Origin of the sequence: Paraburkholderia sp. J41, from assembly GCF_905220235.1 — a bacterium.
Lineage (GTDB): Bacteria > Pseudomonadota > Gammaproteobacteria > Burkholderiales > Burkholderiaceae > Paraburkholderia.
Genome location: NZ_CAJMZE010000008.1, coordinates 16084 through 32543, shown reverse-complemented (window position 1 = coordinate 32543; position 16460 = coordinate 16084). Strand labels below are relative to the sequence as shown.

Genomic DNA, 16460 nt, shown 5'->3' with positions numbered 1-16460 from the left:
ATGATGCGCAAACCCATGCGCAAACTGATGCGCCCATAGCGGAGGAAACCATGATCGACGGCATCGACGCCAACCAGCCTGCCTGGTTCTACGACTTCGTGTCGCCGTTCTCGTATCTGTTGCTCGAACAGCACGAGAAATGGCCCGGTTTCGACTTCGTGCCCGTGCCCGTGCTGCTCACGGAACTGTATCGCCACTGGGGCCAGCCGCTCGGCGCCGCCGTGCCCGCCAAACGCATCTTCACCTACCGGCACGCGCTCTTTCGCGCGGAACAGCTCGGCATTCCGTTCAAGATGCCGCCCGCGCATCCGTTCGATTCGATCAAGCCGATGCTGCTCGCCATCGCGGCCGGCGGCGACTTCGCGTGCGTGCGCGAGATTTTCCGCTTCATCTGGCGCGAAGGGCGCGACCCGTCGAGCGAGGAAGGCTTCGAGCAATTGTGCGAGCGCGTGGGCATCGCGCACGGCGAATCGATCATCGAGGAAGAAGCCGTGCGCGCGCAACTGCGCCGCAACACCAACGACGCGATCGCGATGGGCGTGTTCGGCGTGCCCACGTTCTGGATGAACAAGCAGCTTTTCTGGGGCGAGGACGCGTTGCCGATGGTGCTCTATTGCGCGCGCAGCCCGAACTGGCTCGACTCGCGCGAAGTGAAGCGCATCAGCGCGCTGCCTTCGGGCCTGCCGAAACCCGCCGTGAAGTGAGGCGGCGGCGGCCGTTCATACGCGCGCCGCGGCGCCGCTGATGTTCGCCATAGCGCGGGGCCTATGGCGGCGGCGCGCGCGGCAGCTTATGGTGATGGCTGAGCGCGCACGCCCACGCGCCCGGCCGTCACCCGAAGCGCGTGATACGTACCGAAGCGCATACCGCAGCGCAAACCGAAGCGCATCGGCGTGACCTGAGCGCACCCAAGCGTAACGAAGCGCACCGAGCGCCCCGCCCCCATGGACGACGATTCCGCCCTCACACTCGATATCTGGCTCGTGCGCGTGCTGCGCACGCTGCTGATCGAGCGCAGCGTCACGCAAGCGGCGCTGCGCCTGAACCAGACGCAGCCTGCCGTCAGCACGGCGCTGCGGCGGCTGCGCGAAATTCTCGGCGACCCGATCCTCGTGCGCGGCAAGGCGGGCATGGTGCCGACCGAGTACGGCGAGTCGCTGCTGCAATACGCGCAACGCGTGCTGCGCGACGTCGACTTCGTGGCCACGCCGCACGGCGACTTCGATCCCGAGCGCTCGAAACGCACCTTTCGCGTGGCCGCGCCCGACTATCTCAACGACTTCTTCATGCCCACGCTGATCGCCCGCTTTCGCGAGGCGGCGCCCGCGGCGCGGCTCGAAATTCTTTCGCTCGCGCCCACGCTCGATCATCATGGCGCGCTGGAGGCGGGCGAACTCGACATCGTGATCGGCAACTGGCCCAAGCCCGACGCACGCTTCGAGCGCAGCGACCTGTTCTCCGACAAGATCGTCTGCATGATGCGCGCCGATCACCCGCTCGCACGCCGCGAACTCACGCGCGAGGCGTATCTGGCCGCGCCCCATCTCGCGCCCACGCCCTACACGGGCGCGCGCGCGAGCGCGATCGATCTGGGCTTTGCGAAGGCGGGCGCGCAACGGCGCATCGTCGCGACGCTCCCTTATTTCGGGCTCGTGCCGCAAGTGCTGCTGCAATCGGATCTGATCTTCACGACCACGCGCCGCTTCGCGCAGCACTACGCGCGCATCCTGCCGATTGCCGTGGTCGATACGCCGATCTCGTTCGCGCGCATTCGCTGTTATCAGATGTGGCACCCGCAGCCGGACCGGCCCGGCGACGTCGCCTGGCTGCGCGCGTTGATCGACGAGGTTTCGGGGATGCTGACGAGCGAACGCGGCCCGCGGCGCGCGCGCAAGACGAAGCACGCGCAGGACGGCGCGGCTTGATGCGCTGCCCGGTTCGCGCCGCGCGATAAAAAAGGCGCCGCGCGGGCGCCTTTGTCGTTGCTTCGTTGCTTCGTTGCTTCGTTGCTTCGTTGCTTTGCTCGTTAGCGTGAAGCGAGCGCGTTACGCCGACACCAACGCCTCCGACACCGCCCGCACCGCCACGCGCATCTGCATCAACTGCGCGGCCACCGCCACCGCAATCGACGAAGGCGCCTTGTCGACGATGCCCGTCACGCCGATCGGACACGTCATCTCGTCCATGCGCGCGGCGTCGAAACCGCGTTCGATCAAGCGCCGCTCGAACTTCACGCGCTTCGTTTTCGAGCCGATCAAGCCGAACCACGCGAAATCGCGCCGCCGCATGATGCGCTCGGTCAGCTCGAAGTCGAGCGCATGATTGTGCGTCATGACGATGAAGTACGCGCCCGGCGGCGCGCCGTCGACGACGGCGGCCGGCGTGTCGGTCGCTTCGACCTGCACGTTGGCGGGCACTTCGTCGGGAAAGAGTTCGTCGCGCTCGTCCACCCATTGCACGACGCACGGCAGCGCGCCCAGCAGCGTCACGAGCGCATGCCCCACGTGCCCTGCGCCGAACAGCACGACGTGCATCGGTCCGTATTGCGGCACCGGCGTGCCGCGCCGGCCGATCACGACACGGCCGCGCTCGTCCTGTCTTACGCAACGATCCGGTGCGAAACCATTCGGTACGCAATGATTCGATACGAAATCATTCGGATTGCTTATCATGATTCGGCTTTCCCTCGTTCGCGTTCGCTCAGCCGCGCGCCATCGCACGCACGGCACGCACGCCCTTGAGAATTTCCTCGGCGGTCGCGGGCGCGTTCATCGGCGGATTGAAGCGGTAGTCGGCCACGCTCGCCACCGCGTCGCGAATCGCGAAGAACACCGAAAACGGCAGCAGCAGCGGCGGCTCGCCCACGGCCTTCGAACGGTGAATGCTGTCTTCCGCATTGCGGTTCTTGAACAGCTTCACGTTGAATTCGGCGGGCGTGTCGTTGACGGTCGGAATCTTGTAGGTGGACGGCGCGTGCGTCATGAGCTTGCCGTCCGGCTTCCACCACAACTCTTCGGTGGTGAGCCAGCCCATGCCTTGAATGAAGCCGCCTTCCACCTGCCCCACGTCGAGCGCCGGATTGAGCGACGCGCCCACGTCGTGCAGCGCGTCGGCGCGCAGCACGCGCATTTCGCCCGTGAGCGTGTCGATCGCCACTTCGGAAACGGCCGCGCCGTACGAGTAGTAATAGAACGGCCGGCCGCGCAACGTCGCCTGATCCCAGTAGAGCTTGGGCGTGGCGTAGAACCCGTCGGACCACAACTGCACGCGCGCGAGATACGCTCTGGAAACCAGCGTTTCGAACGGCACCACCGTCTCGCCGACGATCACCTCGTCGTTCGCGAAGCGCACCCCGGCGGCGCTCACTTCGCCCTTGCCGAAGAGGGTGGCGGCGAGCGCGGCGAGGCGTTCGCGCAACTGGCGCGCGGCGTCCTGCGCGGCCTTGCCGTTCAGATCGCTGCCCGTGGAAGCGGCCGTCGCCGAGGTGTTGGCGACCTTGCTCGTGTCGGTGGCGGTCACGCGCACGCGGCCGAACTCGATGCCCAGCTCGTGCGCCACCACCTGCGCGACCTTGGTGTTGAGGCCCTGGCCCATTTCCGTGCCGCCGTGGTTCACGAGCACGGAGCCGTCGGTGTAGATGTGTACGAGCGCGCCGGCCTGATTGAAGTGCGTGACGTTGAACGCGATGCCGAACTTCACCGGCGTGAGCGCGATGCCTTTCTTGAGCACCTCGTTGTTCGCGTTGAATTCGCGAATCGCGGCGCGGCGCGCGCGATAGCCGCTCGTTTCCACGAGTTCGTCGATCAACTCGTGAATCACGTTGTCTTCGATCACCTGACCGTAGGGCGTTTCGTTGTTGTGCGTCTTGCCGTAGAGATTGCGGCGGCGCACGTCGAGCGAATCGAGACCGAGCGAGCGCGCCACGTCGTCCATGATGTATTCGATCGCGAACGCGCCCTGCGGGCCGCCGAAACCGCGAAACGCCGTGTTCGACTGCGTGTTCGTCTTGCCGCAAAAACCGCCGATGGAAACGTCGGGCAGCCAGTAGGCGTTGTCGAAGTGGCAGACGGCGCGCGTCATGACCGGCCCCGACAAATCGGCGGAAAAGCCGCAGCGCGAGGTCATGTCGACGCTGACGCCTTCGATCGTGCCTTCGTCGTCGTAACCCACTTCGTACGTGTAGTGGAAGTCGTGGCGCTTGCCCGTGATCATCATGTCGTCGTCGCGATCGGGGCGCAGCTTCACGGGGCACAGGAGCTTCCACGCGGCGAGCGCCGCGCAGCACGCGAAAATGCCCGACTGCGATTCCTTGCCGCCGAAGCCGCCGCCCATGCGCCGGCATTCCACGAGCACGTTGTGCGAATGTACGCCCAGCACGTGCGCCACGAGATGCTGCATTTCGCTCGGGTGCTGCGTCGAGCACCAGACGTGCATGCCGTCGTCGTCCTTCGGCACCGCATAGGCGATCTGCCCTTCGAGATAGAACTGTTCCTGGCCGCCGAGCAGCATCTCGCCTTCATGCCGGTGCGGCGCGCGCGCCGCGCGCGTGGACGCCTCGCCGCGCGCGAGCTTCATCGGCGGCAATACGGACTGATTCGCGGCGCGCGCCTGCTGCGCCGTGAGCACCGCGGGCAATTCCTCGTACTGCACTTCGGCGCGCCGCGCCGCGAGCCGCGCCGTGTCGTGCGACGTGGCCACGACGATGAACATCGGCTGGCCGACGAACTGCACGAGGCCGTCCGCCAGCACGGGATCGTCGTGGATGATCGGGCCGCAGTCGTTCACGCCGGGAATGTCCCCGGCGGTGAGCACGGCCACGACGCCCGGCGTCGCGCGCACTTTCGCGAGATCCATCGCCACGATACGCGCATGCGCCTTTTGCGAAAGACCGAGCGCGGCGTGCAGCGTGCCCGCGACCACGGGAATGTCGTCGGTGTAGGTGGCGCGTCCGCTCACGTGCAGATGCGCCGATTCGTGCGGGCGCGAGACGTGTACCTGCGCGAACGGCTCGTGCGTGGTGACGGCTTCTTCGCGCGCCTTCGCCTCGTCGAGGAACGGTTCGGCTTGCTGGTTCATGGTTCGTTCTCCGTATCTTTTTCGCGGGTTCCCGTCGTGCGCTCAGGCGCTTTCCGCCGCCACGGCGCGCACGTTCAGCGCCTGCGGGGCGAGCGGGTTGTGCGGACGCGTTTCGAGCCAGAAGCGATACAGCGTGTTCTTCGCCGTTTCGAGCCGGTATTCGCTCGTCGAGCGCATGTCGGAGAGCGGCGCGTAGTCGTTGCCGAGCGCGATCATCGCGGCTTGCGCCGTGGCTTCGTGCCAGTGCGCGTTCGCGAGCACGGCTTCGGCATGCGCCGCGCGCTGGGGCGTGGCCGCCATGCCGCCGAACGCGATGCGCGGCTCGCGGATCACGTCGCCGTCGGCGATATAGGCAAAGGCCGCGCACACCGCGGAAATGTCCGAGTCGAAGCGCTTCGAGACCTTGTAGGTGCGAAAGCGCAGATTGGCGCGCGCGCCGGTGCGCGTGGGCACCTTGAGCGCGAGCACGAATTCGTGTTCGGCCATGTCTTTCTTCTGGTACGCGAGATAGAGGTCTTCGAGCGGCAGTTCGCGCGTGACGTCGCCGCCGCGCAGCACCACGCGCGCGCCGAGCGCGATCAGCCCCGGCATGGAGTCGCCGATGGGCGAGCCGTTCGCGACGTTGCCGCCGATCGTGCCCGCGTTGCGGATCGGCAGCGAGGCAAAGCGCTTCCACATTTCGTCGAGTTCGGGATAGTGCTTCGCGAGTTCCGCGTAGGCGCGCTCCACGCTCACGGCCGCGCCGATTTCGACGAACGCGTCGCTCACGTCGATCCTGCGCATCGCGTCGATCTGGCCCACGTAGACGACGTCGCCGAGTTCGCGCATCTGCTTCGTGACCCACAGGCCGATGTCGGTGCTGCCCGCGAGAATGCGCGCGGCCGGGCGCGCGGCCTTGAGCGCCGCGAGCGCGTCCACAGTGCGCGGGGCGTCGTACCGCTGGCCCTGGTGTTCGTAGTGGAACGTGTCGGCGCGCTCGAGCGCGGCGAGCGTTTGCGCGAGCGCTTTCACGTCCACGGGCTGCTTCGGCGGGCCGGCCTGGAACATCTGCTCGGCGGCGTCGAGGATCGGCCGGTAGCCTGTGCAGCGGCACAGATTGCCCGTGAGCGAATCGGCGATCTGCTGGCGCGAGGGCGTGGAGCACGCACCCTTGCCCGCGCACGCCCCGCCCGCCTGCTCGTGGCCGTGCTTCTCGTAGAGTGCCCACATCGACATGACGAAGCCGGGCGTGCAGAAGCCGCACTGCGAGCCGTGGCAATCGACCATCGCCTGTTGCACGGGGTGCAGCGAGCCGTCGGGCTGGCGCAAGTCCTCGACGGTAAAGAGCGCCTTGCCGTCGAGCGTGGGCAGGAACTGGATGCAGGCGTTCACGGCCTTGAAGCTCACGCCGCCCTGCGCGTCGCGCTCGCCGACGACGACCGTGCATGCGCCGCAGTCGCCTTCGGCGCAGCCTTCCTTGGTGCCGGTGCAGCGCGCGTCTTCGCGCAAATACTGGAGGACGGTGCGGGTCACGCCCGCGCCGCTGACTTCGCGGATCGCGTTGCGGTGATAGAAGCGAATTGGCTGGCTCATTCTCTGGCTCTGGGTTCAAGCAGTGGACGATTCGAAAACTATCACCGCCAATATTGACAACCCATAGGCACAGGAGCATGGGCGACATATCGTCAGCGCGATAAAACGGGCGCTCCGGCGGCTTCGGCGCTTATTCCTGCGTGGCCGGGCGGACGATTTTCGGGCGCCGATACGGAAATAGCGTCATCCGGCTAGCTGCGCGGGCGGCTGAGCTTGGGCGGTCACGCGCGCTCGCGCCCCAAATTCGCCGCAATCGTGCGCCCAACGCATTTCAACATCGCGCAACTTCGCGGCAAACGCGCTCCGCGCGGACGAGAAAGCCATATCGTGAAAAATAGCCGCTTCCGCCGCCCGGAGCGGCGGTTCCCAATCAGCGGGAAAACCGGTTCCATGGGACAATTACGCCTTTCCCGCCGTTTTCCATCCTCGTTTTCCCCATGTCCGCTGATTCTGCGCCCGCGCGCACCGGGTTTTCGACGACGTTGCAGATCATTCCCGTCGTCTTTTTCACATTTCTTTGCTATCTCACCATCGGCATTCCGCTCGCGGTCCTGCCGGGCTACGTCCACAACGACCTCGGTTTCAGCACGGTGATCGCCGGCGCCGCGATCAGCGTGCAGTACATCGCCACGCTGTGTTCGCGCGCGCTCGCGGGCCGCTCCGCCGACACGCTCGGCCCGAAGAAAACGGTGAGCATCGGCCTGACCCTGTGCGGCGCGAGCGGCGCGATGCTGCTGCTCGCCACGCTCGTCGACCACTGGGCCGGTCTTTCGCTCGCGCTGCTCGTGTGCAGCCGCTTGCTGCTCGGCTGCGGCGAGAGCCTGTGCGGCACGGGCGCGATCCTCTGGGGCATCGGCCGCGTGGGCACGGCCCACAACGCGCGCGTGATCTCCTGGAACGGCATCGCCACCTATGGCGCGCTCGCGATCGGCGCGCCGCTCGGCGTGGAGCTGGTGCATTTCGTCGGCTACTGGACGCTCGGCATTTCGGTGATCGCGCTCGCGGCGCTCGGCTACTGGCTCGCGCGCCCCATCGCGCCGGTGCCGGTCGTGCATGGCGAGCGCATGTCGTATCGCAGCGTGTTCACGCGCGTGCTGCCGCACGGCATCGGCCTCGCGCTCGGTTCGGCGGGCTTCGGCTCCATCGCCACCTTCATCACGCTGTTCTACGCCGCGCGCCACTGGCCCAACGCGGCGTTCACGCTCACCGTGTTCGGCCTCATGTTCATCGGCGCGCGCTTGCTGTTCGCGAACACCATCAAGCGCTTCGGCGGCTTTCGCGTGGCCATCGTCTCGTTCTCGTGCGAATGCGCGGGCCTGCTGCTGCTGTGGCTCGCGCCCGCGCCGCAGGTGGCGCTCGCGGGCGCGGCGCTCACGGGCTTCGGCTTCGCGCTCGTGTTTCCCGCGCTCGGCGTGGAAGCCGTCGGCCTCGTGCCGCCCGCCAGCCGCGGCGCGGCGCTTTCGGCGTATTCGGTGTTTCTCGACCTTTCGCTCGGCATCACCGGCCCGCTCGCGGGCTATGTGGCGAACCTGTTCGGCTACGGCTCGGTGTTCCTCTTCGCAGCGCTCGCGGCAGCGGCCGCGGTGGCGCTTTCGGTGTCGTTGCATCGGCGCAGCGTGCGCGGCACACAGCAAGCGGGCGCGGCTGCCGGCGCGGCGCAAGCCGCCGTGCGGCAACCCGAATAGCAGATCGCATAACCAACCGCATACCCAACCGCACAACCGGCCGCATAACCGGCCGAACAGCGGACCGCGTGGCGAAGCGAGTAGCGAGCCGAATCGCCGATCGAACGAACAAAGCCGCGCTCCAGCCATCGGAGCGCGGCTTGCCGAATCCAACCCGGAACGGCGGCCCCGCTTTTCGACGCCGCCGCCGTCTTGCGTTTACTTCGTCACCTTCTGCTTGTCGAGCCCCTTGCCCGTGGCGTCGTTGTAGCGTTGCACGTATTCCTCGGTGAGCTTGCGCACCGCGCGGCCGATCTTGCGGTAATCCGACTCGTTGAGATTCGCGAGCGACACGCGCCCCGAAGGATGCGGCGTGCCGAAGCCCTTGCCCGGCAGCAGCACGACGCGCGCTTCGGCGGCGAGGCGGAACAGCAGCTCGTTCGGCTTCAACTGCTTCATCAGCCATTCGACGAAATCGCGGCCATAAAGCTTCTCGCCCGTGTATTCCATGTCGAGGATCGTGTAGTAGTCGACCTGGTTGGGATCGTCCTCGTCGTAGCTCACGCCCATTTCCTCGAACAGCGCGCGCTTGCGGCTGCGGATCAAGCGCTTGAGCGCGTTCTTGTACGCGTCGGGCGTATCCATCAGCGAGAACAGCGAGAACAGCACCATCTGCACCTGCTGCGGCGTGGAAAGCCCGGCCGTGTGATTGAGCGCCACGGTGCGGCTGTCGGCCACGAGGCGGTCGATGAACTTGAGCTTATCGGGCTCGGTCGTGATCGACTCGTAGCGCTTGTGCAGTTCCTGCTTCTCCTCCTTCGGCAATTGCGCGAGCAGATGATCGAGCACGTTGTCGCGATGCGTGGCGATCGCGCCCAGCCGCCAGCCCGTCGCGCCGAAATATTTCGAGTAGGAGTACACGAGAATCGTGTTCTTCGGCGCGAGCGCGAACAGCGAGACGAAGTTGTCGGCGAAGGTGCCGTACACGTCGTCGGTGAGCAGAATGAGGTCGGGGCGCTCCTTGATGATGTCGGCGATATATTCGAGGCTTTCGTCGTCGATCTTCACCGAAGGCGGGTTGCTCGGGTTCACGAGGAAGAACGCCTTCACCTTCGGGTCGCGCAGCTTGTCGAGTTCCTGCTTCGAGTATTGCCAGTTGTTCTTCACGTCGGCGTCCAGATGCACGACGTTCAACTGGTAATCGTTGAGTTCGGGAATCTCGATGTACGGCGTGAAGATCGGCATGCCGAGCGCGATGGTGTCGCCCGGCTTGATGAGGAAGTTCTCGCGCATCGTGTTGAAGATGTACGTCATCGCGGCCGTGCCGCCTTCCACCGCGAACACGTCGAATTCGCCCACGAACGGATGCTTGCCGATCATCTCGCGCCGCAAGTATTGCCCGATGATGATCTCGGTGTTCTTGAGAATGCGGTCGGGCACGGGATAGTTGCAGGCGAGAATGCCTTCGCACATCTCGTAGAGAAAATCGCCCGCCGACAAACCCAGTTGGTCGCGCACGTAAGACACCGCGCCCGCCAGAAACGCGATGCCCGCCTGCCCCTTGTTCTCGCGCACGAACAGGTCGAAGCGCTCGACAATGCCGTCGCGCTGCGGGAAGCCGCCCACGCCTTCGGGCATATAGGCGAACGAGCGCTCGGACTCGCGCATCGCGAAGAGGCCGAGTTGCCAGAAGCCGTGGCGCGGCAGCGTGGCGAGAAAGTTGGGGTTGCCGCGGCCCGCGTTGAGCATGGCGAAATTCGCGGGGCGCGCCGCCGCGCCGCCGCCGGCCGCCTTGATGAGTTCGTCCTTGAGTTCGAACGGGCTGAGCGCCGCGAGGCCCGCCTCGTCCTTGTCCTTGCCACCGTTGCCGTTGCCGTTGCTTTTCGCTTTCGATGTCATGGTGTTCTCCGCAAGAATAGATAGGATCACGAATCAAGCCAAACCGACGACGAGCGGGCCGAGCAGCGTGAGCAGCACGTTGGCGATCGCGTAGGTGATGGCGAACGGCACGGTGGGCACCGCGCTCTCCGCCTTGTCGAGGATGCCGCCGAAGGCCGGGTTGGCGCTGCGCGAGCCCGACAGCGCGCCCGCGAGAATTGCCGCGTTGTTGTACTTGAGCACGTAGCGGCCGAACAGCATCGTGAGGATGAGCGGCACGATGGTCACGACCACGCCCAGCAGGAAGATGGTGATGCCGCTTTGCTTGATCGTCACCACGGCCTGCAAGCCCGAGTTGAGACCGACCACGGCGACGAACGCGGCAAGCCCGAAGTCCTTGAGCAGTTGCGAGGCGGCGGGCGGCATCACGCCGTACATCGGATGCTTGCCGCGCATCCAGCCGAACAGCAGCCCCGCGAGCAGACAGCCGCCGCCCGAGCCGAGCGTGAGCGGAATGCCCGCCACGTTCACCACGATCAGGCCGACGAGCAGGCCCAGCACGAGCCCCACGCCCATGTAGATGAAGTCGGTCTTGTTGCTCCACGCGAGTTCGTAACCGGCTTGCTGCACGGCGCGCTTGGTGTCGGTCGCGGTGCCGTAGACGGTGATGACGTCGCCGTGTTCGAGCTGCGTTTGCGGCAGCACCGGCACCGGCTGGCCCGCGCGCTCGATCTTCTCGATGTACACGCCGTGGCGCATGTCGTGGTCGACGTTCTTGCGCACCTCGGCGATGGTCGTGTGATTCATGCCCTTCTTCGTGAACACGAGCTGGCGCGTTTGCATCACGAGGCTCATGCCGCCCGAATCCGCCACTTCGGGGCCGATCAGCGCGCCCACTTCGACCATCTGCTCGCGGCGGCCCACGACCAGCACGAGGTCGTCGCGGCTCAGCACGAAATCGGGCGTGGAATCGACGATCTTGCCTTGCCGGCGAATCTTCTCGATCGCCACGAGATCGCGCTCGGCCTGCTCCAGTTGCCTGACCGTCTTGCCCGCCGCCGTCTCCACGCGGAACACGCGGCCGAACAGCTCGGGCAACGCGTTCAACTGGCCCGGGCCGGCCGCCCCGGCGCCGCCGCCCGACATCTCGCGCTCGGCGTCCATCGAGGCGTCCTTGAGGCTGCGCCCCATGAACTTCGGCAGGATGTTCACGCAAACGATGATCGCGCCCAGCGAGCCGAACACGTAGGTGACGGCGTAACCGATCGCGACGTCGGCCTGCATCGCCTTCACCTGGTCGGGCGGCAGGCCGAGCCGCGCGATGGCGTCGCCCGCCGTGCCGATGATCGCCGATTGCGTCATGCCGCCCGCCGCCAGCCCGGCCGCGAGACCTTTGTTGAGATGAAAGAGCTTCGCGCAGATCACGACCGTGGCAAGCCCCGCGAGCGCCATGAACACGGCCATGGCGATCTCGCGCAGCGTCTTGCGGTTGAGCGAATTGAAGAAGCCCGGCCCCGAGTCGTAGCCCACGGCGTAGATGAATACGGCGAACATAACCGCCTTCACGCCGTTGTCGACCGTCACGCCCACCTGACTGATGACGACGGCCGCGAGCAGCGACCCGCCCACGCCGCCGAGCTGAAACTTGCCGAAGTTGATCTGGCCGATCCAGTAGCCGACGGCCAGCGAGAGAAAGAGCGCGATCTCCGGTGACTTGTGAAAAATGTTATGTAGCCATTCCATCATGCCCTCGCTTTTGGGAAGGAACCAACGCCCGTTTTCCTGGTGCTGCGCATGAAGCGCGGCCGGGCTCAGCCGCGCTTATCCAATCCTTTCAACGGAGCTGCGCCGCGAGCCCCACGACCACGGGCCCCATGAGCGGCAGCAGGATGTTCGACAACGCATAGGTGATCGTGTAGCCGATCACGGGCGTGGCGTTGCCCGTCACGCCGACGAGCGCGCTGATGGCGGGCGTGCTGCACTGCTGGCCCGCGATGGCGCCCAGCAGCATGGGCGCGTCGAGCTTGAGGAACATGCGCCCGATCCACAACGAAAGCAGGCCCGGAATCAGCACCATCAAGATGCCCGCGAGCGGCAGCGCGAGGCCGTATTCGCGCACGAGCTTGATGGCGTCGGGGCCGGCCGACAGTCCCACGGCCGCGATGAAGGTCGCGAGGCCGAAGTCCTTGAGCACCTGCGCCGCCGCCGAAGGCAGCGCGCCCACCACGGGAAAATGCGAGCGCGCCCAGCCGAACAGCAGGCCCGAGAGCAGGCAGCCGCCGCCCGTGCCCAGCACGAGCGAGACGCCGCCCACGCTCACGCCGAAGCGCCCGATCAGCATGCCGATCACGATGCCCAGGCCGAGATACACGAAGTCGGTTTTTTGCGTCTGCGGGATCACGTAGCCAAGGCGCTTCGCGCCGCGCGCGACGTCGGCGGGCGCGCCCAGCAGCGTGAGCACGTCGCCGCGCTGCACGACCGCGCCGGGCAGCGCGGGCACCGTGACGTCGAGCCGCGTGATCGCGCCCACGTAGATGCCGCGGCCTTCCTCGGGCTTCGCGCGCTCGCGCATCTGCGCGAGCGTCGCGCCGTGCAGGTCGCGGCGCGTGAGCATCACGTCCACGCGCTGCGCGAGCAGCTTGACGAAGCCGCCGCCCGGCACTTCCGTGCCGAAGCCGCGCGCCGCCTCGACGATCGACTCGCGGCGCCCGGCCACGTACACGGTGTCGCCCGGCTCGAGCACGCACTGCGCGTCGGCGTCGATCTGGCGGCCGCCGCGCAGCACGCGCTCCACCGTGAGGTTGTTGCCGAAGCGCGCCTCGATGGCCGCGACCGCGCTGCCCGCCGCCGGGCCGGCCTCGAACGCGCGCCCGACGAGCGGCGGCAGCGCGAGCTTCTGGCCTTCGTCGAGCATGCCGTCGCCGCCCAGCTCGCGCTGGAGACGCGCGGCTTCGTCGCGCAGGTTCACGCGCAGGATGAGCGGCGCGATCTGGCTCGTGAACAGCACGATCGTGACGAGTCCGAACAGGTAGCTCACGCTATAGGCCGTGACGATATGCGCCTGCATCGCGGCGACGCCGGCCTCGGGCAGGCCGAGCCGCGCGATGGCCTCGGACGCCGTGCCGATCACCGCCGACTCCGTGGCCGCGCCCGCGAGCAGCCCCGCCGCGGTGCCGGCGTCGAGCTTCATCAGCACGACGGCGATCATGACAAGCGCCATCACCGAGACAATCTCCACAATCGAAAGGAGTCCATAACGCCAGCCGCGCCCGATGTTTGCAAAGAACTGCGGGCCGCCCGTGAAGCCGAGCGCGAAGATGAACAGCGCGAACGCCACGTTCTTGAGATCCGGCGCGAGACGCACGCCGGTCTGCCCGATCACGAGCGCGACGATCAAGGTGCCGCACACGCCGCCGAGCGAAATCGGCCCGATCCGAACCGAGCCGATCAGGTAGCCCAGCGCGAGGCTCACGAACAAGGCGATCTCGGGTTGCGTCTTGAGCAATTCGACGACCATGTCCGCCCTCCGGCATTAGCGGCTTTGTTGACACGCTTTGTTGAGACGATAACCACTTTATAAGGCAGGGCATTCGAAAAATACAGCCATAAACGCCTAAAAAAATGAAATAAAGAATGGCAGACTTTATTCAATCGTTTGCTAATGATTATTCAAAACGGTAGAAAAAAACCGACAGCCTGCTTATTGATCGACGGCCTCATGCCATCGGAAAGCATTACTCCGGCGTCGTGTAAGGCAATGAAAACACAAGCGAATATGACACGAATCTCGTGCGCGGGACGGGAAACGGCGCAGCGCGCGCGTGTGCAATGCGCAAAAACTCGATGCGCGCCCGTGTGAATCAAGGAAACAATCAGGGAAACAATCAGGGAAACCCCGGAGACTGCAAAAAATCACGCCTCATTCCAATACCCATGCCGAATGAGTATTGAATCTTTTACAACGATAAAGCGTTTTCGCTTCACAAGATAGATATTGTAATTCCCATGGACTGTCAATATGATTTTCGTACCTTTAACGCAGTCCGGCGCATACGAGGCGTTACCATGAACCAGATCCATACAATGCGCGTCTTCGTCACGGTGGCCGACTCGCAAAGCTTTCGCCGCGCCGCCCAGCAGCTCGACGTGTCCAATGCGCTCGTCACGCGCGCCATCGCCATGCTCGAGGCGCATCTGAACACGCGGCTCATCAACCGCACCACGCGCAATGTTTCGTTGACCGAAGCAGGCGTGCGCTACCTCGAAGGCTGCCGCTGCGTGCTCGAAGCGCTCGATCATCTGGAGTCGACGCTCGCGCAAACGGAGAACGAACCGAGCGGTACGCTGCGCGTGGTGGCCGCGGGCGCGCTCGCGTTCGCCACGCTCACGCCGCTCATCGACGGTTACCGGCGGCTGTTCCCGCGCGTGCAGGTGCGTCTCACGCTCGCGCAGCGCGACGTCGATCTGGTGGAGGACGGCTTCGACGTGGGGATCGTCGCGGCTTCGGCGCAATGCCAGGACGCGCTCGTGGAGCGCGTACTCGGCAGCACGTCGTTCGTGCCGTGCGCGTCGCCCGCGTGGCTTGCCGAGCACGGCGAACCGCGCACGCCCGAGCAGCTCGCGCGGCATGCGGCCGTCGCGCTGCCGCCCGAGGAGCGCAGCGCGACGTGGCGTTTCGCGAAGCCGGGCGAGCGCGCCCAGGCGATCACGCTCGAACCCGGCTATGCGGTCAACAACATGCTGATGGTGCGCCTTGCCGCGCTCGCGGGCATGGGCGTGGCGATCGTGCCCGCGCCGCTCATCGCCGACGATCTCGCGGCCGGCACGCTGCGGCGCCTGTTGCCCGACCACGAGATCGACGACCCCGAAGCGCGCATGTCGATCGTGTATCCGCGCCGTCAATATCTGCCCGTGAAAACGCGCCGGTTCGTCGATTACGCGATCGAGCATTTCGCGCGGCGCGGCGAGCCCGCCATGCCGCCGAGCGCAGCGCCCGCCGCGCCGCACGCGAACGAGTTCGCGCTTCAAGCCATGAGCGGGGGCTGACGCCGCCGCATCCATAGCGCCCGAAGTCGCCCGAAGTCGCCCGAAGTCGCCCGAAGTCGCCCAGAGTCGCCCAGAGTCGCCCATAGCGCCCATAGCGCCCATAGCGCCCGTAGCGCCCGTAGCGCCCGTAGCGCCCGTAGCGCCCGTAGCGCCCGCAGCGCCCACGGCGCCAGCGCGCCGCAGCAACGCGCCGCGGCGCTCAGCGCGGCGCGGCCTCGGTGCTTTCGAGGCCGGTTTCCCCCGCGCCGCACAATTCGCGCAGCAGCGCGGCCTCGCGCTCGTGTACTTCCACGGGCAGCCACAGCGCGCCCGCCCACGCGAGATAGCGCGCGCGATGCTGGCCGTTGCGAAACGCCACCACGCCCTCGTGCGCCATGCCGAGCCAGCCCGCGACGCCCGGCGCGCGCCGCTTCGTGATCGTCACGTAAGGCATTTGCGGCACGCGCTCGTTGTGCGGATCGAGAAACTCGCGAATGCCGCGCACCTTGCCCGAATGCCAGTCGTCGACGGGCTTGAGCACGTAGTCGGTGTCGTCGCGATCGGCGCAGAGCAGCAGCCGGTGCAGATCGACGATCACGACTTCGTGGCGCGTGCCGTCGGTGGTGAAAACGCGCTTGAAGCGCACGTGATCGAAGGGCGGGTGATCGGTCAGCGGCACGATCCAGAACGGACCGCAGGCGGGAGACGAAGAGGCATCGGCAACGACGGTGAAGCTGGGCATGGACTTCGGCGGCATGCGTGCGGGAAAGTGCGTATGCACAAGCTTAGGGTCGAACTACCCTACGGACGAAGCATGAAAGTTATGTGAAGGTGCGCTGCGCCACCATCGCGCAAGGCGGCGCTCATGCGCGGCGAATGGATTGGCGTGCTTCGGCGGCAAGCCGGCCACGTTTTCCCCGACTTTCCCGCGCGAGCGCCGCAACGATCCCGCCCGACGCTGCCCGGCCCAGATCCGCCAAATCCGCCAAATCCGCCAGATCCGCCCAGATCCGCCCAGATCCGCCGAACCCGCCACGCGCATTCACCGCCCCTGTCACGCGCCGAAAAAATCCTGTTGCTTTCGTGCAGCGCGCCAACGGGCGGCGTATGCGATGCGCCGGCTTTCAGTACAATTCCATGTCGGCTTAATACCGATGGCGCCGCTTCCGGGCGCCCGCGCCCTTCGCGCATTCCGCCACGCACCATCAACGCATCATTAACGCCCCCTTAACGCACGTTGGCGCA

General features: G+C 66.3%; 11 protein-coding genes. 4 read left to right on the top strand and 7 right to left on the bottom strand.

Going from position 1 to position 16460, the window contains the following annotated elements; genetic code table 11:
- Positions 1-50 precede the first annotated feature (50 nt).
- On the top strand, positions 51-704 hold the full coding sequence (locus tag U5805_RS10360) for a 2-hydroxychromene-2-carboxylate isomerase (RefSeq protein WP_322103384.1): 654 nt from the start codon (positions 51-53) through the stop codon (positions 702-704).
- A gap of 240 nt (positions 705-944) precedes the next feature.
- Positions 945-1925, top strand: coding sequence for a LysR substrate-binding domain-containing protein (locus U5805_RS10355; RefSeq protein WP_322103383.1), 981 nt, complete (start codon positions 945-947; stop codon positions 1923-1925).
- Positions 1926-2045: 120 nt separating this feature from the next.
- Here U5805_RS10355 and xdhC read toward each other — a convergent pair whose 3' ends face one another.
- The 3 genes from xdhC to xdhA form a co-directional block, all read right to left on the bottom strand.
- On the bottom strand, positions 2046-2534 hold the full coding sequence (gene xdhC / locus U5805_RS10350; RefSeq protein WP_322103564.1) for a xanthine dehydrogenase accessory protein XdhC: 489 nt from the start codon (positions 2532-2534) through the stop codon (positions 2046-2048).
- A 166-nt stretch (positions 2535-2700) separates the two neighbouring features.
- Complete coding sequence (gene xdhB, locus U5805_RS10345) at positions 2701-5076, bottom strand: xanthine dehydrogenase molybdopterin binding subunit (protein ID WP_322103382.1); 2376 nt, start codon at positions 5074-5076, stop codon at positions 2701-2703.
- A gap of 42 nt (positions 5077-5118) precedes the next feature.
- On the bottom strand, positions 5119-6648 hold the full coding sequence (xdhA, locus tag U5805_RS10340; protein WP_322103381.1) for a xanthine dehydrogenase small subunit: 1530 nt from the start codon (positions 6646-6648) through the stop codon (positions 5119-5121).
- A gap of 437 nt (positions 6649-7085) precedes the next feature.
- Here xdhA and U5805_RS10335 point away from each other — a divergent pair, with 437 nt between their 5' ends.
- Positions 7086-8333, top strand: coding sequence for an MFS transporter (locus tag U5805_RS10335; protein ID WP_322103380.1), 1248 nt, complete (start codon positions 7086-7088; stop codon positions 8331-8333).
- A gap of 198 nt (positions 8334-8531) precedes the next feature.
- On the opposite strand, the gene U5805_RS10330 is transcribed toward U5805_RS10335, so the two are convergent.
- The 3 genes from U5805_RS10330 to aspT (U5805_RS10320) all read right to left on the bottom strand — a co-directional run bounded on the left by U5805_RS10330 (position 8532) and on the right by aspT (U5805_RS10320) (position 13707).
- The gene (locus U5805_RS10330; protein ID WP_322103379.1) at positions 8532-10211 is read right to left on the bottom strand and encodes a bifunctional aspartate transaminase/aspartate 4-decarboxylase; all 1680 of its coding nucleotides are present in this window, start codon (positions 10209-10211) and stop codon (positions 8532-8534) included.
- A 33-nt stretch (positions 10212-10244) separates the two neighbouring features.
- On the bottom strand, positions 10245-11933 hold the full coding sequence (gene aspT, locus U5805_RS10325) for an aspartate-alanine antiporter (protein ID WP_322103378.1): 1689 nt from the start codon (positions 11931-11933) through the stop codon (positions 10245-10247).
- A gap of 91 nt (positions 11934-12024) precedes the next feature.
- Positions 12025-13707, bottom strand: coding sequence for an aspartate-alanine antiporter (aspT, locus tag U5805_RS10320; RefSeq protein ID WP_322103377.1), 1683 nt, complete (start codon positions 13705-13707; stop codon positions 12025-12027).
- 548 nt (positions 13708-14255) lie between these two features.
- On the opposite strand from aspT (U5805_RS10320), the gene U5805_RS10315 reads away from it, so the two are divergent.
- A complete protein-coding gene (locus U5805_RS10315; protein ID WP_322103376.1) occupies positions 14256-15236 on the top strand; it encodes a LysR family transcriptional regulator in 981 nt (326 codons plus the stop codon).
- Positions 15237-15435: 199 nt separating this feature from the next.
- On the opposite strand, the gene U5805_RS10310 is transcribed toward U5805_RS10315, so the two are convergent.
- Positions 15436-15957 carry a plasmid fertility inhibition factor family protein gene (locus U5805_RS10310; protein ID WP_322103375.1) on the bottom strand — a complete coding sequence of 174 codons (522 nt, stop codon included), beginning with the start codon at positions 15955-15957 and terminating at the stop codon, positions 15436-15438.
- Between the last annotated feature and the right edge of the window lie 503 nt (positions 15958-16460).